The organism is Nonomuraea monospora (assembly GCF_039531895.1).
GTDB classification, from domain to species: domain Bacteria; phylum Actinomycetota; class Actinomycetes; order Streptosporangiales; family Streptosporangiaceae; genus Nonomuraea; species Nonomuraea monospora.
In genome coordinates this window covers 216,332-234,839 of the sequence record NZ_BAAAQX010000009.1, presented here as the reverse complement: position 1 = coordinate 234,839, position 18,508 = coordinate 216,332, and the positions used below count along the sequence as shown (strand labels likewise).

The following is an 18,508-nucleotide window of genomic DNA, read 5'->3' as shown; positions in this document are numbered from 1 at the left end:
CCTGGCCCGCTGCCACTGCGACTGGCCTCGGTCTGCGCCGCTACTTCGACTGGAGGAACTCCCCCGCCGCGGCGAGGAACGCGTCGTTCGCCTGCGGCGTGCCGATCGACACCCGCACGCCCTCCTGCCCGTACGGCCGCACCGCCACGCCCTGCGACGCGCAGGCCTCGGCGAAGACGGGGGTGCGCTCACCGAGGCGCAGCCAGACGAAGTTCGCCTCGGTGGGCGGCACCGTCCAGCCCTGCGCGATGAGCGCCTCGCGCACCCGCGTGCGCTCCTTGACCACCGCCTCGACGCGCTCCTGCAGCTCGTCCTCGGCCCGCAGCGAGGCGATGGCGGCGATCTGGGCGAGATGGTTGACCGCGAACGGGATGACCGTCTTGCGGACGGCCGTCGCCACCGGCTCGGGCGCGATCAGGTAGCCGACGCGCAGGCCCGCCAGCCCGTACGCCTTGGAGAAGGTGCGCAGGACGGCGACGTTCGGCCGCTCGCGGTAGAGCGTGAGGCCGTCGGGGACGTCCTCGTCACGCACGTACTCGCGGTAGGCCTCGTCCAGCACCACCAGCACGTCCTCGGGCACCCGGTCGAGGAACGACTCCAGTTCGGCCCGGCGGATGGCGGTGCCCGTCGGGTTGTTCGGGTTGCACACGAAGATCATGCTGGTTCTGTCGGTGACCGCCTCGGCCATGGCGTCCAGGTCGTGGTCCTCGCCCGCCAGCGGCACCATCACCGACTTCACCCCGGCCAGGTCCGCCAGCAGCGGGTACGCCTCGAACGAGCGCCACGCGTACACGACCTCGACGCCCGGCTCCCCCACCGACTCGAAGAGCTGCTGCGCCACCGTCACGGACCCGGGGCCGAGCGCGACGTGCCCGGCCGGCACGTCGAAGCGCTCCGCGATCGCCTCGGTCAGCTTGACCGAGCCGGGGTCGGGGTAGCGGTTGACCTGCCGCGCGCCCTCGGCGATGGCCTCGACCACGGAAGGCAGCGGGTCGTACGGGGATTCGTTGGAAGACAGCTTGTACGAACGCCCGTCGGGGGCGGCGACGGCCTTGCCCGGCTTGTAGGCGGCCATGGTGTCCAGGATGTGGCGGAAACGAGGCATGGCATCACTTTAGATGAGGCGTCACCCTGTGCCCGCTGCCTGCCTGCGCTTGCCCAGCGCCGCCGCGACCAGCTTGGCGGCCTTGTCGGCGGCGGCGTGGCCGCGCTGCGGGCTCTGCATCGTGACGGTCACCGAGACGTTCGCCACCATGAACGCGATCTTGGTGGTGGTGACCGGGGAGCCCTGCCACATCGGGCCCGTGTGGCTGAACGCGTCGTCGCCGACCGCCGGGCCCTGGCGGACCTTGGTGCCGGGGGTGCGTTTCGGTTCGTCCCGCATGTACTTGAGGGTCTGTTTGTGGATCATGGCGGCCGTTGATGCGTTGGGGGCGCGGTAGGCCGTCACTGACAGGGTTTGGTAGTTGCCGCCGCGCCAGGTGCAGCTCGCCGCCACCAGCCATTGGCGTTTGGCCGCGTGGGCGAAGAGGGAGCGGACCTGGGCGTTCGTCAGCAGGTCGCAGGCTTCGAACTCGCCTATCAGGGCGGGTGGTGGTTTCGAGGGGGTGGGGGTGGGTTGGTGGGGGGTGGGGGTGGAGGTGTTTCGTGGGGTCAGGGCGTAGCCGATGAGGCGGATGGCGTTCGGATAGATCTGCGGGAGGACTATGACCAGGGCGGCGGCGGTGAGGGTTAGGGCGAGGGTGGTGGCGAGGATGACCTTGGAGCGGCGGCGACGGAGGTGGGACGGGATGGTCGGTGCCGGTCCGGAGGTCGGGCCGCCGGGTGGGTGGCCGCTGCCTCGGGTGTGGGGGGTGTGGGTGCCTGGGGCGCCGGTCGGGGGCTGAGCTAAGGGTGGGGCCTGGCCAGGAGGTGCGACAGCGCCCTGCGCGCCAGTGCCATGCGGGCCGGCGCCCCGCTGACCGGCGCCATGCGGGCCGGTGTCTTGTGGGCCGGTGCCTTGTGGAGCGGTGCCTTGTGGAGCGGTGCCTTGTGGGACGGTGCCGTGCGGGCCGATGCGTTGCGGGCCGGTGCCGTGCGGGCCGGCGCCTTGTGGGGTGGTGTTCTGGGCGATGGTGGTCAGCCAGGCGCTCGCCTGTTCCGGGGAGCAGCGCCGTCCCGGGTCCTTCTCCAGGATGGCGGCCAGCACCGGCCCGAGCGGACCGGCCAGCCGGAACGGGGCAGGCTCCTGCATCAGGACCGCCGCCAGCACGGCCGCCTCGTTGTGCCGCGAGAACGGCTGGGCGCCCTCGACCGCCGTGAACAGCGTGGCGCCGAGCGACCACAGGTCGGCGGGCGGCCCGTCCGGCTCGCCGCGCAGCCGCTCGGGGGCGATGTAGCCGGGCGAGCCGCTGAGCAGCCCTGTCTGGGTGAGCGCGACGTCGCCCGCGATGGTGGCGATGCCGAAGTCGGTCAGCAGGACGCGGCCGTCGTCGGTGATCATCACGTTCGCGGGTTTGACGTCGCGGTGCAGGATGCCCGACGCGTGGGCGGCCGACAGCGCCTCGATCATCCGCAGGCCGATCGCCGCGACCCGGCCCGGCGGCAGGGGGCCCTCGTCGCGTACCACCCGGTCGAGGGAGCGGCCCCGTACGAGCTCCATGACGATCCAGGGGCGCCCGCCGTCGAGCACCACGTCGTGCACCGTCACGATGGAGGGGTGGTCACGCAGCGCCGCGGCGGCCCGCGCCTCGCGCAGCGTGCGGTCCACCAGCTCGGTGCGTTCGGCCTCGCCGAGGTTCGGCGGGAGCTTGACCTCCTTGATCGCCACTTCCTGGCGGAGCAGCTCGTCCATGGCCCGCCAGACGGTGCCCATGCCGCCCTGTCCCAGCTCCGTCAGCAGCCGGTAGCGGCCCGCGAGCGACGTCACCGCGCCGCCGCCGTCGCGATCAACCGTCGTCTCCTTGTCGCCGGGGGATCGGGCAGTTCCGATCCTAGAGCGCACCAGCGACATGCGTCACCGATTCATCACCTTTTGTCACCTGGCTAGGGAATCCGCCCTCAGCTCGTGTTCGGCGCGGCCCCTGGTCAGGAGGATTACGGGGGTGGGGACGCTGGGGTGGGTGTACGTGACGGCGGCGGGGAGGCGGATGGCCGGGCGTTCGTGGTGGGGTGGGAGGGCGATGCCGGTCACCGCGGTGAGCAGCGCCGTCACGGCTATGGCGATGAGGAGGAGGAGTACGGGCATGTGACGGCCATGAGGGCGGATGGTGTTGGAGCAAGTCATGCCGTTTCCCGTGATCGGCGAAATCGTCCTCCGTGATTCGACGGGCGAGGCGACTTGGATTGAGCCGTCCTACATGGGCTTCACACGGTCGGGCCTGCGCGGTCGGGCCTGCGCGGTCGGGCCTGCGCGGTCGGGCCCGCTGCCTCCGTCCCCGTCTTAGTCGGCCTCGCGCACCAGGAACGACCGTGCCGACTTGCGGAAGTCGGCCACCAGCGGGTCCTGATCCCCCTCGCGCCCCACGACCACCACCTGGCAAGGCTCGATGCCCTCGATGGGAACGGTGACCAGATCGTCCCGCAACGTGGCGCGCCGATCGTCGGCCGGCACGACGGCGATGGCCCGCCCCTCGGCGACGAGTTCGAGCTTGTCCTCGAACGTCTCGACGACCAGGGCGAGCGGCGCGGGATGCCCGTCCTCCCGGGGTTCGAGCCGCCAGAAGTGCGCCCACGAAGGGGCCACACCGGCGCACGCCACCAGCGGATCGCCCTCGAAGTCGTCCGGCCTGACCGATTCCTTCCCGGCGAGGCGGTGGCCGGCGGGCACGAGCAGGACCCGGGGCTCGTCGTACAGGACGGTCGCGCTCAGTCCGTCGTCCGGGATGGGCAGCGGTGTCCGTGCGACGAGCACGTCCACCTGACCGTCGAGCAGGGCGCGGCCCTCGTCCCAGTCGAGGTGGCGCGTGCGGACGTGGGCGTCGGGGTGGCGGCGGCGCAGGTCGCGTACCGCCGGGGTGATGACCAGATCCTCGAGGTAGCCGATGGTGATCGTGCGTGGCGGCGCGGCGGCGCGCGCGGTGAGTGCCGCCTGGTGGGCGGCGTGCAGCAGCGCCTGCGCCTTCGGCAGGAACGCCGCGCCGGCCGCGGTGAGACGGCTGCCCTGGGAGGTGCGTTCGAGCAGGCGGACCCCGAGCACGTCCTCCAGTCGCTGGATCTGGCGGCTCAGGTGAGGCTGGGCGAGGTGCAGCGCGGCGGCCGCGCGGGCGAAGTTGAGATGCTCGGCGACGACCGTGAAGTATCGGACCAGCCGCAGATCGAGGTCCGAGCCGGAGTCGGTCGGCGAGGGAAGCTCGACGATTTCGGACACGCCTTCACTCTACTCGTCATGCGGATTCTGCATGTCGAGGTGCATAACACGTCTTAGACACGCAGCTCAGAGCGTTGTTGACTCGGTGGTGTCCCGCAGAAGCGGCAACCGTATCGCTTGATAGGAGCACACCGATATGGGCAAGTACGAGAACAAGAACGTGGTGATCACCGGCGGCAGCAGCGGTTTCGGTCTTGCCACCGCGCGGCTGCTGGTGAGCGAAGGCGCGCGCGTTCTGATCACCGGACGTGACCAGGCCACCTTGGACGCCGCCCGTGAGCAGCTCGGCGGCGACGCCATCACCGTGCGCAGCGACGCGGCGTCACTGTCGGACATCGAGGCGCTGGCCGACCGGGTGAAGGCCGAGTTCGGCACGGTGCACGCCGTGTTCGCCAACGCGGGGGTGAACGGGTTCGCGCCCTTCGAGGCGACCAGCGAGGAATTGTTCGACCAGGTGCTGACCATCAACGCCAAGGGCCCGTACTTCACCGTGCAGAAGCTCGCCCCGCTGCTGGCCGAGGGCAGCGGCGTGGTCCTCACCACCTCCGTCGCGAACGTCCTGGGGCTGCCGATGCTCAGCGCGTACGCGGCGAGCAAGGCCGCGCTGCGGTCGATGACCCGCAGCCTGGCGCGGGAGCTGCTGCCCCGCAAGGTCCGCGTCAACGCGGTCAGCCCCGGGCCGATCGACTCCGGGATCCTCGACAAGTCGATGCCCAAGGAGGCGGCCGAGCAGACCAAGGCGCAGATGGCCGCGGAGAACCCGATGCAGCGGATGGGCACCGTGGATGAGGTGGCCAAGGCGCTGGTCTTTCTCACGTTCGAGGCCACGTTCACGACCGGGGCTGAGCTGGCCGTGGACGGTGGCGGGTCCCAGATCTAGCGGTCCGGCGGCGTCGTGCGCGCGCTTGGGGTGCTCGCACGACGCCCGTGACCGTGCCCTGGTGAGCGCCCGGCATGTCCTAGTTCTTGGTCGAGCGTGAACGACGTTCTTGGTCGAGCATGAACGACGTTCCTGGTCGAGCGTGAACGACGGCGTCGGAGCCCATGACCGAGCAGCCTCGCCGACCTGCAGATACGAGGTTTGCCGAGATCGCATGCCCTATGGCGTCCACCCCGAACGTCCGCTTACGTTCGGTTCATGAGCCGATACACACAGTGCGCTCGGGGCGGGATCGCGGTGGCGTTCGCCACTGCTCTCACCGCCGTCCTCCTCGTAGCGCCGGCCGCGCAGGCCGCCTCCGGCAGCTACACCTACGTCACCCCTGCCGGGCAGGCGTTCCAGATGGTGGAGCCGCCCAGCGACACCTGCCTGGAGCTGACCGGCGGGGCCGTCCGCTTCTCCAACGACACCACCGACACCGCGTTCCTGTACGACACCACCGACTGCTCCGGCGGCTGGGACCTGGTCGGGGTCGGAGCCACCTGGGACGCGCCGACCGGCGTGCAGGCCTACGCCGTACGGCTCGGCTCGACGCAATGATCGGCGCCTGACGGCCCCTCCCGGAGGTCCCTCGCTCGCGAAGGCGGGGGGCCTTCCGCCGTCTTCTGGCCCTCTTGACGCGCCTCTGCCCGGCCGTGGCGCCCCAGGTTGTGGTGTCAGTGAGCGCGTCAGCTTGGCGACGGTCCGGTGTCAGGGTGGTCGGCGATCGTACTCGTCATGAACACTTCAGCCATCGCGGCCGGCGAGCCGCGCAAGAGACAGCACGACAAGATCGCACGGCGGGTCCGCCGAGGGACGGCCGTCACCGCACTGACGGCATCGCTACTGGCCGCCGAGGCCAACGCGGGCGTGGCCGCTGCGGACAGCACACCCGTATCCCAGGACGCCACGAGCAGCACGTCCGCATCCCAGACCAGCGCGAGCAGCACGTCCGCTGCTAATGCCAGCAGCACGTATGCGACCCAGGTCGGCGCCGCGCAGCAGCGCCCCGAGTTGCAGCAGGCCATGCAGGCGTTCATAGACGCCGGTTTCCTCGGGGTGCAGCTCCAGGTCAACGACGAGCAGGGCAAGTGGGTCGACAGCGCGGGTGTGCGCAAACTGGGCACGAACGCCAAGCCGCCGGTGAACGGACGGTTCTACGCGGGCAGCAACGTCAAAACCATGATCGCAACCGTGGTGCTGCAACTGGTCGCCGAGGGCAAGATCGGGCTGGACGACTCGGTGGCCGGCCTCCTGCCCGAGTTCGGGCTCGACGCCCGGATCACCGTACGGATGCTGCTCCAGCACACCAGCGGCGTCTTCAACTACACCGGCGACTTCGACCCCGACGGCTCGTGGGTGCCCGGCATCCCCTCGACGGGCCAGGAGTGGCTGCCCAACCGGCTCCGCCACTACGAGCCGGAGGAGCTGGTGCGGTTCGCGCTGTCCAAGCCTGCACGGTTCGAGCCGGGCACGGACCAGAAGTACACCAACACGAACTACACGCTGGCCGCGCTGGTGATCGAGAAGGTCACCGGCCGCTCGTACGCCGAGGAGCTGCGCCGCCGCATCTTCAAGCCGCTCGGCCTCACGGGCACCTCGCTGTCGGACGACCGCGCACAACTCCCCGGCCCGCACTCCCACGGCTACTACAGCTACAAGGACGCCTCCGGGAAGGAGCAGGTGGTCGACATCAGCCGCCAGGACCTCTCCCTGCTGTCCGGCGCCGGCGACCTGATCACCACCAGCCAGGACCTGCACACGTTCTTCTCCGCGCTGAACAGCGGCAAGCTCCTGCCCGCCGAGCTGCTGGCCGAGATGCGCACCCCGAACCCGACGATGGGGTACGGCCTCGGGGTGTTCGTGCAGAACCTGGGTCCGAACTGCACCGTCCTGCGTCACAACGGCAGCCCGCCGCATGGGTACGGGGCGCTGATGTACAGCTCGCCTGATGGGAAGACGACTGTGACGGGGGCTGTGACTTGGGTGGACTCGGCTACTCGGGGGCCGGCGGCCAACTTCCAGACGTTGGTGGATGGGCTGGTGAAGGAGGTGTTCTGCGACGGGAAGAGTGCGGGTTGATTCGGTTTGGGGACGGGCTCGCGCTGGTCAGGGCGAGCCCGTTGGTCCTTGTGCTCCTTGCGGTCAGCCTAAGTAGGGGGTGGTTGCGGTGAGGCCCTGGTGGATGCGGAGCCGGATGGCGGGGGTGATGTCGTGGGATGGCAGGTCATCGGGGGCCACCCAGCGGAGCTCGCGGGCTCCTCGTGGGTCGGGGTTTCGGAGCACGCGGTGTGGTGTCTGGGGTGGTGGTCGCTCTGGTCGCCGTCGGGTAGGGCTGGGCGATGCGGGTGAACTTGGGGCGACAGCTTCTTCTTGAGAGAAGGCGTCTGAGCGAAGCGAAGGCGATTGTGCGCGGAGCGCCTCAAGGAGCATGCCCGAGCGAAGCGAGGACCGTTGAGGGCGGGCGGGCGGGAGGGCGGGTGGGAGGGGAGCTGGTGCCGCTTGCTTACTCCTTGAGGCTGCGGAGCATTGGGGGGTGGAGGAGCTCGGCGGGGCCTCGGCGGTAGAGCTTGGCTGGGCGGCCGCCGTCTCGGGTGGTGGTGCCGCCGGTTTCGAGGAGGAAGCCTTCTGCCTTGGTGACCTTGCGGTGGAAGTTGCGGGGGTCGAGCTGGCGGCCCCAGACGATTTCGTACACCCTGCGTAGGTCGGCGACCGTGAACTGCGGGGGGCAGAAGGCGGCGCCCAGGGAGGTGTACTCGAGTTTGGCGCGGGCGCGTTCGATGCCGTCGAGCATGATGCGGCGGTGGTCGAACGCCATGACGGCGAGTGAGTCGATGGGTTGCCAGCTCATGTGGGCCTTTTCTGAGGCCGGGAGGTCGGGGGCCAGGCCGAGGTAGGCGACGCTGAGGACGCGCTGGCGGGGGTCGCGGTCCGGGTAGCCGTACGTCTGGAGCTGCTCCAGGTGGACCGGGGCGCCGGGGAGGCCCGCTCGTTCGGCGAGGATGCGGTGGGCGGCGGCCGGGAGGTCCTCGTCGAGTTGGATGAAGCCGCCGGGCAGCGACCAGCGGCGTAGGAACGGCGGGTTGTCGCGGCGCCACACGAGAGCGCACAGCGCCTGGTTGCGTACGGTGAGCACGACCAGGTCGACACTGACCGGGATGCTCGGGACCATGGCAGGCACGTTACACGCAGGATTACGCGCCAGCGAACCGGACGGAATGTGAGGGTGATGGGTGGGTTGACCAGGCGACGTCCAGTCAGGGGGACTGGGGTCCGGTCAGGGCACAGGGCCGGGTCCGGTCAGGGGAACTGGAGTCGGGGCCGGTCAGGGAGACTGGGGTCGGGGCCGGTCAGAGCACAGGGTCGGGCATGGCACAGGGCCGGGCAAGGGTCGGGGCCGGACAAAGAGCCACACCCGGTCAGGGGACTGGGTCGGAGCCGGGAAGGCGGCCGGGCAAGGCGGCCGGGCAGGGCGGCCGGGCAGGGCGGCCGGGCAGGGCAGCCGGGCAGGGCAGCCGGGCAGGGCAGCCGGGCAGGGCAGCCGGGCAGGGCAGCCGGGCAGGGCAGCCGGGCCGGGGACTGGGCAGGGCGGCCGGGCAGGGCGGCCGGGCAAGGCGGCCGGGCAAGGCGGCCGGGCAGGGCGGCCGGGCAGGGCAGCCGGGCAGGGCAGCCGGGCAGGGCAGCCGGGCCGGGGACTGGGCAGGGCGGCCGGGCAGGGCGGCCGGGCAGGGCGGCCGGGCAGGGCGGCCGGGCCGGGGACTGGGCAGGGGCCGGTCAGAGGGACCGGGCATGGGGCCGCAGGGGTCGGGGCCGGTCAGGGGAACCGGGCATGGGGCCGGTCAGAGGATGAGGTGGGCCCGCCGTACAGGACCAAACCCCAAGGAGCGGCGCCGTCAGCCCCCCGCCGGCGTAGCGACAGCCTGGGTGGAGATCCGTACGTGCAGCGGCTCCGAGGCCCCCTGCCCCGACGGTATCTTCACCCCGATCTGCACCCACTCCCCCCCAGGCACCTGAGTCCAGTCGAACGGCACCCAAGCCGTAGCCATCCCCACCGGCAGCTCATCCTCGATCGGATCCTCATCCAGCCACCCCACAGAAGAAACCACCATCTCTTTGGTCCCCCCGGACCAGGTGACGGTGACGGTGCTGTCCTTGAGGTTGTAGCCGCGCACCTCGACCCCGTCCTGGACGTCGCGGGGCCGCCGGATGGCGTCCACGGCGATGGGCCGCTGCCAGTCCTTCCCGATCTCGGTCTCAAGCGACGGCGACCCACATGTCATGAAATCGCTCCACATATAGGAGACGATTTTCTGGACATACCGCCCGGCCATGGTCACAGCCTGATCCAGCCGCTTCTTGTCCGTCTTGCCCCGGGTCCCCGTCGGCGCACAAGGCTGCTCCCCCGAAGGCTCGAACGCCTCCACGTTCGCCCAGAGTTCCACGTGGTACCCCTGGTCGATCATCTCCTCGCGCGCCGCCGCCATCTCGCGGTAGTAGTCGCGCGTCGACCCGTGGTAAGCGGTGTCGTACGTGGACTCGCCCACCACCGGCCGCAGCCGCTCGTCCACCTCGCTCTCCCGCTCGTCGGGCCAGAACAGCCCGACCTTGCCCGTCCCCCGGCTGTCCTGCGGCGCGATGATGCCCACCCCTGTCTTCACCAGGGCCTTGAACCCCTCGGCCACCTGCTTGGGCGTCTGCCCGAAGGCGACGCGTTTGCGGGCGTCCAGGTAGGGGCTGATGAGGATGGGTTTGCCGAGTTCCTGGTTGACGATGGTGTGCTGGTCGGCGTAGACCTCCAGCGTCGGGTTGGTGGCCAGGGTGGCCGACATCTGCACCTCGAACGGCTGGTAGACGCCGCCGAGCGAGTCGCGGTCGGCGAAGCGCACGCCGTAGTCCTGGAGGATGCGGCGGGTCAGGGTGGTGAGGGTGCCGAGGTGGCGCTTCTCGGCTCGGATCTTCGCCTTGGAGTCGCGCGGGGCGAGCGGCAGGGCGGGGAAGACGCGCATGCCGAACTGGTCGGCGAGGTCGAGGAGCTGGGTGAGGCTGTCCTTGCCCTGGTTGGAGCCGGCCACGAGGATCATGTCGTAGGAGCGGGCCTTGCTGCTGAAGTCGCAGGTGGCGTCGTCGGAGCCGTCCGGCTGGGTGATGAGCCGGTAGTAGGTGCGCTTGCCGGCCTCGACGGCGTGCTCCATGGCGGGGCAGCGGAAGAGGTCCTGGCCGAAGAGTTCGTCGGTGCGGTAGACGTACACGCGGCCGATGCGGTTCTCCGGGTTGGCTTCCTGGAGGTCCTGGAGGGCGGCGTCGTGGCAGCTCAGGCCGTCCTCTTCGCAGGGCTTGTAGAGGGAGTCGACCTCGCCCTCGTGCAGGATCTGGCCGGCGTCGTTGACGTTGCGGAACTGCAGGCCGTAGCCGATCCTGATGATCGTGTCGCCGCCGACGCTGTGGATCTCCTGGAGCTGGGTGCGCCAGGTGCAGGGGTTCGACTTGGGGGTGATCCAGTAGCCGGTGACGGCGTACGGGGCCTTCTTCTCGGTCTCGAACGTTCCACAGTCGTCGGTGAACTCGTCCACCTTCGGCGTCGGCTCGGTGTTCGACGGCTTGGGCGCGGCGGTCGTGGACGCCACGGGGGCGGGGTCGCCGTTCGGCAGCACGATGATCACGGTGGCGATCACGGCCAGGATGGCTGCGCCCGCGACCAGGAAGAGCCAGCGCACGTTCAGGAACCTACCCGCCCTCGAAGTGTTACGGCTTGACCCCGGCCCAGGACTCGAGCTGTGCGACGAACCGCTTGGCGGAGTTGGGCCAGTGGTGGTTCGCGCGGGCCGCCGCGTACCCCCGCGCGCCCTGCGCCCGCCGCTCCCGTACGTCGTCGCGCAGCGTCAGCACGGCCTGCGCGACGGCCTTCGGGTCCTGCCACGGCACCACGACACCGCTGTCGTACCGTTCGACCAGCTCGACCGCGCGCGGCGACGGGGTCGTGATGACGGGGATGCCGTGCGCCATGTACTCCACGATCTTGGTGGGCATGGAGTGCCGGTAGTTCGGCTCGTCGTGCAGCAGCGACAGCCCGGCCAGCGCCCCGTCGAGCCGCTTGAGCGCCTCGTCGTTCGGCATGAAGTCGCGCCACTCCAGCAGGCCCTCCGTGACGGCCTCGTTGAGCATGGCGCGGCTCTGCGGGTCGGCGTACCCGATCAGCTCCACGACCACCCGGTACGGCTGCAGCAGCTTGGCCACCTCGACCGCCTCGAACACGCCGCGGGCCCTGGACAGCCACCCGAGGTAGACGATCCGGTCGTCGCCCGGCGGGGTGACGGAGTCGGGCACCCACGTCTCGTTCGGCACGATGAGGTGCGCGTGCTTGAACCGGCCCGCGTACGCGGTCTCGGCCAGCAGCAGGTGCATGTGCCGCTCGGCGGTGCCTTCCAGCATGCGCGCCAGGAAGCGCACCGGCGGCCGGAGCAGCGACGGCAGCCACGGCTTGAGCGAGAGCGTGGCGGGGGTGTCCTCGTGGACGTCCCACACCACGGGCGGCCTGTTGCGGATGCCCCAGACCGCGAAGAGCAGCTCGGGGTCGTGGATGAGGACGAGGTCGACCTTGTTGCGCATGCGCTTGAACAGCCGCCGGGCGGCCCACACCGCGGCCACCCGCTTGCGCTGGGCGGCCCGGGGCAGGTCGACTCCGGTGACCCAAGGTCTCGGGACGACGCCGTGCGCGGTGAACGAGGCGGCGTACGTGACCTCATGACCGGCATCCACAAGGGCACGGATCTGCCGATGCAGGATCCTCGCGTCCTCGGGGTTATGCACCACCGTCATGACGAGCACGTGCACTGCGCGCAGCCCTCCGTCGCTACAGCCGCTCGACGCGTTCACCCTCGGCGAGCACGCCGCGGGTGTCCAGCACGAGCTTGGCCTTCGCCTCGACCATGTCGAGGTCGAACGCGGCGTGCTGCTGCAGGAGCAGCGTCACGTCCGCGTTGATCACGGCCTCGGCCAGATCATCCTCACGCGGCACCGGGGTGCCGTCCACCGCCCACTCCTTGACGTACGGGTCGGCGAACGAGAGGTCCGCGCCCAGCTCCAGCAGCGCTCGCGCCACGGGCAGGGCCGGGGTCTCGCGCTCGTCGGCGATATCCGGTTTGTAGGTGACGCCGAGCATAACGACTCTGGCACCGTTCACGGGCTTCTTATGCCTGTTGAGCAACCGCTGTACGCGGGCGACCACGTACGAGGGCATCCGCTCGTTGATTTCCTGTGCCAGCTCGACGAACCGGAACGGGTAGCCGAGCTTGCGCACGGTGTACGACAGGTACGACGGGTCGACGGGGATGCAGTGCCCGCCGACGCCGGGGCCGGGCAGGAACTTGTGGAAGCCGAACGGCTTGGTGGCCGCCGCCTCGATGGCTTCCCACAGGTCGATGCCGAGCTCGTCGCAGAAGATCGCCATCTCGTTGACGAGTGCGATGTTGACGTGCCGGTAGGTGTTCTCCAGCAGCTTGGCCATCTCGGCCTCGCGGGTGCCGCTGACGGGCACCACCTGCTCGATGAAGCGCCCGTAGAAGGCCGTGGCGCGGTCGCGGCAGGTCGGCGTGTAGCCGCCGACGACCTTCGGCGTGTTGCGCAGGCCGTACTTGGGGTTGCCCGGGTCGATGCGCTCGGGTGAGAAGGCGAGGTGGAAGTCCTCGCCCGCCTTCAGCCCCGAGGTCTCCAGCAGCGGCCTGGCCAGCTCGTCGGTGGTGCCGGGCCACGTGGTGGACTCCAGCACGACGAGGGTGCCCTTGCTGAGGTTGCGCGCGACGGCCTTGGTGGCGCCTTCGACGGCGGACAGGTCGGGGCGGTGGTCGTCGTCCAGCGGCGTGGGCACGCAGATGACGATCGTGTTGCTCCTGGCGAGCACGGTCTCGTCGAGCGTGGCGCTGAACCCGTTGGCCAGCATGTGCTCGAGGTCGGCGTCGGTCAGGTCATCGATGTAGGACTGTCCGGCGCTGAGCGCGTCGACCTTGGCGGGGTCCACGTCGAGGCCCACGACCCGCAGGCCGGCGGCCACAGCCTCCTTGGCGAGAGGCATGCCGACGTAGCCCAGGCCGATGACAGTCAAGTCGATTTCTGTCACAGCTGTGCCTTTGGGAGCCGGAAACAACACTTCATGGTCGCAAAGGTTATCTCAAGTCCACCTAGCTCACGCCTAATGCGACCGAACCCGTCACAACTGGGAGGAAGATTCATGGTCATCATTCGGCAAGCGAGCGGTATAGGGCTTGATAAGTCTCGGCAACGCGGCTCCAGGTCCGCTTCGCGGCGACTTCGGCGCGGCCCGCCTCGCCCATCTCGGCGCGCTTGGCGGGGTCCTCCCGCAGCCCTGCGATCGCCTTGGCCAGCGCGGCCGGATCGCCTGCCGGCACGAGCTTCCCCGCGCCGTCGGAGCCGACCAGCTCGGACAGCGCGGGCAGGTCGCTGAGCACGACGGGCTTGCCGAGCGCCATCGCCTCGACGGGTTTCAATGGCGTAACAAGCCGGCAGACGCGCAGGTCCTCGCGGGGGCAGGCGAAGATGTCGATGGCGTCCTGCGCCTGCAGCGCCTCGTCGGGGCCGACGCGTCCGGGCAGGATCGCGGTGTTCAGGCCCAGCTCCTCGACCAGCTCCAGCAGGTTGGGCCGCTCGGTGCCGTCGCCCACGATGAGCACGCGGACGGGGGTGCGCTCGTCACGCAGCAGCGCCGCGGCCCGCAGCAGGGTGGCGAAGCCCTCGTAGGCCACGATGCTCGACACCGAGCCGACCACGATCTCGTCGTCGGCGATGCCGTACTCGCGGCGGAAGGAGGCCCCGTCGTAGTGCGCGGTCAGCAGCGAGTCGTCCACGGCGTTGGGCGCCAGGTGGATCTTCTCCCTGGGCACGCCGCGCTCGACGATCTCGGCGGCCATCGTCTCGGCGAGCGTGACGACCGCGTCGGCCTCGCGCATCAGGAACGCCTCGCGGTCGCGCTGGAGCACGTGCCGCTGGCTGCCGATGCGCTTGGGGTCGCGGGAGGCCCAGGTCTCCTCCAGGAAGCCGCGCACCTCGTACACGAAGGGGGTGCCCGTCCTGTCGCGCACGGCGTGCGCGATGGAGCCGTTGCGGTGGTCGGTGGCGGCGTGCAGCACCTGTGGCCGTAGCTCGGCCACCAGCTTGGTGACGCGGTCGGCGCCCCTGATGATGCGGCCCTGCGTCTCGAACGGCATCTCGCGGTGCGGCTCGGGCAGCAGCCGGTGGTAGGGGATGCCGTCGAGCTCCTCGAACGGCGTCGCGTCCGCGTGCCCCTGCAGCATCGGCCAGCCCCAGCTCGTGACCACGTGCGGGTCGATGCCTGCGGCCTTCTGCGACGTGACGATGCGGTGGGTGCGGACGGTGTAGCCGGCCTGCGTGTACGGCAGGGCGTTGGTGACCACGTGCAGGACCCGGTTCTGGACCCGGCTCAGGATGGCCACCTTGGGCCCCGGCGGGATCGGGTCGGGGCTGATCGCGGCCAGCTCGCCCCGGTAGTAGGCGGCCCTGCGCTTGACGAACGGGTACTTGGTGTGGGCCTCCAGCACGGCGGCCGCCTCGGTGACCCGGCCGGAGTCCCAGTGTTCCTTGGCCTCGTTCCACGGCCCCTTGACCACGCGCATGCCGAACTTGCGCACGATGCGCCGGGCCCGGCGGGCGGCCGGCCAGGCGACGCTGCCGACGAAGGGCCGCAACTTGGGCGGGAGGGTGTCGGCGGCGGCCTGGGCCACGCGCACGGGGTCTGACTTGACCTTCGTCATCACCACGCGGGAGACGATGATCGGGTGCTGGACGAATCCCTTGAGAAGCCCACCGACGCCGGCACGGGCGGACTTCGCGGAAACCCTGTCTGCTGAACGGGAGGAGTCTTGACGACTGGCGTCGGATGCCACGGTGGGACCGTACCATAGGCAGCGTTTTTTCCCTTCCGCTATGAAAGGCGAGGCCAATGAGGGAGAACCCCCTGGTCCTGCACGTATTGGGTGCTCGTCCCAATTTCGTGAAAGCGGCCCCGGTGGTGCGGGCACTCGGCGAGCTCGGCGTGCGGCAGGGCATCATCCACACTGGTCAGCACTATGACGCGCTGATGTCCGACGTCTTCTTCGCCGACCTCGGCCTGCCCGAGCCGGTGGCGAACCTGGGGGTCGGCTCCGGCAGCCACGCCAAGCAGACGGCGGCGCTGCTCGTCGGCCTGGAGGAGGTCGTCCAGGAGCACGCCCCCGACCTGGTCGTGGTCTACGGCGACGTCAACTCCACGCTGGCCGCGATCCTGGTCTGCGCCAAGCTGGGCGTGCCGACGGCGCACGTGGAGGCGGGGCTGCGCTCGTTCGACCGGGGCATGCCGGAGGAGGTCAACCGGGTCGTCACGGACGCGCTGGCCGACCTGCTCTTCGCCACCTCGCCGGAGGCGCTGGCGTTCCTGGCGAACGAGGGGGTGCCCGCGTCGAAGGTGCACCTGGTGGGCAACCCGATGATCGACAGCCTGTTCTCGGCGCTGCCGACGCTCGACCCGGCGACGGTGGTGGCGCGGCTCGGCCTGCCGGAGCGCTACGCGGTCGCCACCCTGCACCGCCCCGCGAACGTGGACACCCCGGAGGCCGCCAGGGAGCTGGTGGACGCGGTTCTGGAGGTCTCGCGGCAGGTCCCGATCGTGGTGCCGATCCACCCGCGCGGCAAGGCGCGGCTGGCGGAGGCGGGGCTCGTGGACGGCGAGTCGATCAAGGTGGTCGACCCGCTGGGCTATGTGGACTTCCTCTCACTCGTACGCGGTGCCGCGCTGGTCGTCACGGACTCCGGCGGCGTCCAGGAGGAGACGACCATGCTGGGCGTCCCCTGCCTGACCGTCAGGCCCAACACCGAGCGGCCGATCACGATCACGCACGGCACGAACCGCCTGGTCACGCCCGCCCTGCTGCCCGCGGCGGCGGAGAAGGCGCTGGCCGACGGCGCAGCGACGCCCGCGGGCGAGCTGCCGGTGCTGTGGGACGGCAAGTCGGGGCCGCGCATCGCCACGGTGATCGCCGCCTGGCTCAAGGGGGACAACCTGGCGCCCGCTTCTCAGGGCAAACGCCCCGAATGATGGCGGTATCCGCCGTACTATGACTTACCTCTGCTGAAGCGATTGGCGTACCACCATGGCCGAAACCCCTGAACAGCCCACTTACCAGCGACTCGGCCCCGTCAACTGGCTGCCCGAGGAGCGCAAGCTCGTCGAGCGGTACGAGGCGGAGGTCAGGGAGCTGCGCCGGCGGCTGGAGATCGCCGAGGCGAAGGCCGCGTACGCCAACTGGAAGCTGGAGGCCACGCAGGCGAAGCGGACGTTCAAGCTGGGCGAGGCGCTGGGCTCGAAGAGCCCGGGCAGGATCGTCGAGGCGGTGCGCTCCAAGGAGAAGGCGCCCAAGGCGCCCATCCCGGTGAGCCTGGCGACCGCCGCCGCCGGGAACCGGCCGCCGCAGGTCGAGGTGCCGGCCGTGAAGTGGCCGAACGGCCCGGTGAACCGGCCCGATCTGAAGGTCGCGGTGATCCTGGACGACTTCTCCAGGATGGCCTTCCGCTACGAGTGGGACCAGATCGAGTTCGGCCTGAAGGACTGGCCGGAGATCTTCGCCGAGAAGCGGCCCGACCTGCTGTTCTGCGAGTCGGCCTGGCACGGCAACCAGGGCCGCTGGCGCTACCAGATGACCGGCACGAACGCTCCGAAGGACCCGCTGCGCGACCTGGTGGCGTGGTGCAGGAGCGAGGGCATCCCGACGGTCTTCTGGAACAAGGAGGACCCGCCGAACTTCGACTTCTTCATCGACACGGCCAAGCTGTTCGACTACGTGTTCACCTGCGACGGTGACATGCTGCCGAAATATCGGGAAATTTTGGGACATGACCGGGTGGACGTGCTGCAGTTCGCCGCCCAGCCCCGCGTGCACAACCCGATCCAGCAGAACAAGGGCCGCCTGCACGACGTCGTCTTCGCCGGCATGTACTTCCGCGACAAGCACCCCGAGCGCCGCGAGCAGATGGAGACCGTCCTCGACCCGGTGCGCGAGCTGGGGATGCACATCTTCGCGCGCAACGGCGAGGTGGACGAGAAGTACGCCTGGCCGGAGAAGTACCGGCCGCACATCGTGGGCGAGCTGCCCTACGACCAGATGCTCGCCGCGTACCGGATGTACAAGGTCTTCCTCAACGTCAACTCGGTGCTCGACTCGCCGACCATGTGCGCGCGGCGCGTCTTCGAGCTGTCCGCCTGCTCCACCCCCGTCGTGTCCGGGTGGTCGCGGGCCATCGAGGAGACGTTCGGCGAGCTGATCCCGATCGCGCGCGAGCCGATCGAGTCCTACAACCAGGTGCTGCACCTGATCAACAGCCCCGAGCTGCGGGCCAGGATGGGACACCTGGCGATGCGCGAGGTCTTCGACAAGCACCTGTTCTCGCACCGCGTGGACCAGATCCTCCAGGACCTCGGCCACCACGTGACGCCCCGGTCGCGCTCGATCACCGTCGTGCTGCCCACCAACCGCGCCTCCCAGATCGAGCACGCGATCTCCTCGGTGGCCAAGCAGCTCCACCGGCCGCTGCAGCTCGTCATGGTGCTGCACGGGCTGGACATCGACCCCGTCGTGGTGGCGGACAAGGCCCGCATGGCGGGCATCACGGACGTCACCGTCCTGCCCGCCGACGCCTCGCTGTCACTCGGCGCGTGCATGAACCTGGGCATCGCCGCCGCCGAGGGCGAGCTGATCGCCAAGATGGACGACGACAACCTGTACGGCGAGCACTACCTGTCGGACCTGGTGCGCTCCTTCGACTTCTCGGACGCCGAGCTGACCGGCAAGGGCGCGCACTACGCCTACTTCGAGGGCAGCAACACCACCATGCTCCGGCTGCCCGGCCTGGAGCACCGGTACTCGTGGCTGGTGCAGGGCGGCACGTTCTTGGGCAAGGCGGACCTGTTCCGCGCCTACCCGTTCGCCGACATCACCCGCGGCGAGGACACCCACCTCGTGCGGCGGCTGAAGGAGGACGGCGTCAAGATCTACTCCGCCGACCGGTTCAACTTCGTCTACTGGCGCAGCGCCGACACCGCCATGCACACCTGGCAGGCGGACCACATCAAGCTGACCAGGAACGCCCAGTTCTCGTTCGTCGGCCGCCCCGACGACCACGTCCTCATCTAGCGCGTCCCGGCCGGACCCCGGTGCCGGTGACCTGGACACCGGGCCTGC

Annotated in this window: 14 protein-coding genes; 5 read left to right on the top strand and 9 right to left on the bottom strand. The window is 70.0% G+C overall.

The window, feature by feature from the left end:
- Positions 1 to 40 precede the first annotated feature (40 nt).
- From hisC to ABD331_RS20320, 4 genes are all read right to left on the bottom strand, one after another.
- Positions 41 to 1,105, bottom strand: a complete 1,065-nt coding sequence (gene hisC / locus ABD331_RS20335; protein WP_344476961.1) for a histidinol-phosphate transaminase — start codon at positions 1,103 to 1,105, stop codon at positions 41 to 43.
- 21 nt (positions 1,106 to 1,126) lie between these two features.
- Complete coding sequence (locus ABD331_RS20330; RefSeq protein WP_344476959.1) at positions 1,127 to 2,983, bottom strand: serine/threonine-protein kinase; 1,857 nt, start codon at positions 2,981 to 2,983, stop codon at positions 1,127 to 1,129.
- A 33-nt stretch (positions 2,984 to 3,016) separates the two neighbouring features.
- Positions 3,017 to 3,226, bottom strand: coding sequence for a hypothetical protein (locus ABD331_RS20325; protein ID WP_344476957.1), 210 nt, complete (start codon positions 3,224 to 3,226; stop codon positions 3,017 to 3,019).
- A gap of 195 nt (positions 3,227 to 3,421) precedes the next feature.
- Complete coding sequence (locus ABD331_RS20320; RefSeq protein WP_344476955.1) at positions 3,422 to 4,348, bottom strand: LysR family transcriptional regulator; 927 nt, start codon at positions 4,346 to 4,348, stop codon at positions 3,422 to 3,424.
- A gap of 136 nt (positions 4,349 to 4,484) precedes the next feature.
- Between ABD331_RS20320 and ABD331_RS20315 the strand changes: the two genes are divergently transcribed.
- The 3 genes from ABD331_RS20315 to ABD331_RS20305 all read left to right on the top strand — a co-directional run bounded on the left by ABD331_RS20315 (position 4,485) and on the right by ABD331_RS20305 (position 7,349).
- Positions 4,485 to 5,228 (top strand): SDR family oxidoreductase, encoded by a 744-nt coding sequence (locus ABD331_RS20315; RefSeq protein WP_344476953.1) that lies wholly within the window; start codon positions 4,485 to 4,487, stop codon positions 5,226 to 5,228.
- Positions 5,229 to 5,486: 258 nt separating this feature from the next.
- The gene (locus ABD331_RS20310) at positions 5,487 to 5,828 is read left to right on the top strand and encodes a hypothetical protein (protein WP_344476951.1); all 342 of its coding nucleotides are present in this window, start codon (positions 5,487 to 5,489) and stop codon (positions 5,826 to 5,828) included.
- 177 nt (positions 5,829 to 6,005) lie between these two features.
- Positions 6,006 to 7,349 carry a serine hydrolase domain-containing protein gene (locus ABD331_RS20305; protein WP_344476949.1) on the top strand — a complete coding sequence of 448 codons (1,344 nt, stop codon included), beginning with the start codon at positions 6,006 to 6,008 and terminating at the stop codon, positions 7,347 to 7,349.
- A 424-nt stretch (positions 7,350 to 7,773) separates the two neighbouring features.
- Here ABD331_RS20305 and ABD331_RS20300 read toward each other — a convergent pair whose 3' ends face one another.
- The 5 genes from ABD331_RS20300 to ABD331_RS20280 all read right to left on the bottom strand — a co-directional run bounded on the left by ABD331_RS20300 (position 7,774) and on the right by ABD331_RS20280 (position 15,049).
- Positions 7,774 to 8,439, bottom strand: coding sequence for an NUDIX hydrolase (locus ABD331_RS20300; RefSeq protein ID WP_148438249.1), 666 nt, complete (start codon positions 8,437 to 8,439; stop codon positions 7,774 to 7,776).
- A gap of 721 nt (positions 8,440 to 9,160) precedes the next feature.
- Complete coding sequence (locus ABD331_RS20295) at positions 9,161 to 10,981, bottom strand: DUF4434 domain-containing protein (RefSeq protein ID WP_344476946.1); 1,821 nt, start codon at positions 10,979 to 10,981, stop codon at positions 9,161 to 9,163.
- A gap of 28 nt (positions 10,982 to 11,009) precedes the next feature.
- Positions 11,010 to 12,098 carry a glycosyltransferase gene (locus tag ABD331_RS20290; RefSeq protein WP_148438251.1) on the bottom strand — a complete coding sequence of 363 codons (1,089 nt, stop codon included), beginning with the start codon at positions 12,096 to 12,098 and terminating at the stop codon, positions 11,010 to 11,012.
- A gap of 19 nt (positions 12,099 to 12,117) precedes the next feature.
- Complete coding sequence (locus ABD331_RS20285; RefSeq protein ID WP_425566015.1) at positions 12,118 to 13,365, bottom strand: nucleotide sugar dehydrogenase; 1,248 nt, start codon at positions 13,363 to 13,365, stop codon at positions 12,118 to 12,120.
- 133 nt (positions 13,366 to 13,498) lie between these two features.
- Complete coding sequence (locus tag ABD331_RS20280) at positions 13,499 to 15,049, bottom strand: glycosyltransferase family 4 protein (protein WP_344477219.1); 1,551 nt, start codon at positions 15,047 to 15,049, stop codon at positions 13,499 to 13,501.
- Positions 15,050 to 15,237: 188 nt separating this feature from the next.
- Between ABD331_RS20280 and wecB the strand changes: the two genes are divergently transcribed.
- Positions 15,238 to 16,368, top strand: coding sequence for a non-hydrolyzing UDP-N-acetylglucosamine 2-epimerase (wecB, locus tag ABD331_RS20275; RefSeq protein ID WP_344476943.1), 1,131 nt, complete (start codon positions 15,238 to 15,240; stop codon positions 16,366 to 16,368).
- Between the two features lie 55 nt (positions 16,369 to 16,423).
- Positions 16,424 to 18,460, top strand: a complete 2,037-nt coding sequence (locus ABD331_RS20270; RefSeq protein WP_344476941.1) for a glycosyltransferase family protein — start codon at positions 16,424 to 16,426, stop codon at positions 18,458 to 18,460.
- The last annotated feature ends 48 nt before the right edge of the window (positions 18,461 to 18,508 follow it).

What these genes read in the sequence shown, in the direction of transcription:
- ABD331_RS20300 (WP_148438249.1), bottom strand. Translation starts at nt 8,439, where the DNA reads ATGGTCCCGAGCATCCCGGTCAGTGTCGACCTGGTCGTGCTCACCGTA.
- ABD331_RS20305 (WP_344476949.1), top strand. Translation starts at nt 6,006, where the DNA reads ATGAACACTTCAGCCATCGCGGCCGGCGAGCCGCGCAAGAGACAGCAC.
- ABD331_RS20280 (WP_344477219.1), bottom strand. Translation starts at nt 15,049, where the DNA reads ATGACGAAGGTCAAGTCAGACCCCGTGCGCGTGGCCCAGGCCGCCGCC.
- ABD331_RS20270 (WP_344476941.1), top strand. Translation starts at nt 16,424, where the DNA reads ATGGCCGAAACCCCTGAACAGCCCACTTACCAGCGACTCGGCCCCGTC.
- ABD331_RS20325 (WP_344476957.1), bottom strand. Translation starts at nt 3,226, where the DNA reads ATGCCCGTACTCCTCCTCCTCATCGCCATAGCCGTGACGGCGCTGCTC.
- ABD331_RS20310 (WP_344476951.1), top strand. Translation starts at nt 5,487, where the DNA reads ATGAGCCGATACACACAGTGCGCTCGGGGCGGGATCGCGGTGGCGTTC.
- ABD331_RS20315 (WP_344476953.1), top strand. Translation starts at nt 4,485, where the DNA reads ATGGGCAAGTACGAGAACAAGAACGTGGTGATCACCGGCGGCAGCAGC.
- hisC (WP_344476961.1), bottom strand. Translation starts at nt 1,105, where the DNA reads ATGCCTCGTTTCCGCCACATCCTGGACACCATGGCCGCCTACAAGCCG.
- wecB (WP_344476943.1), top strand. Translation starts at nt 15,238, where the DNA reads ATGAGGGAGAACCCCCTGGTCCTGCACGTATTGGGTGCTCGTCCCAAT.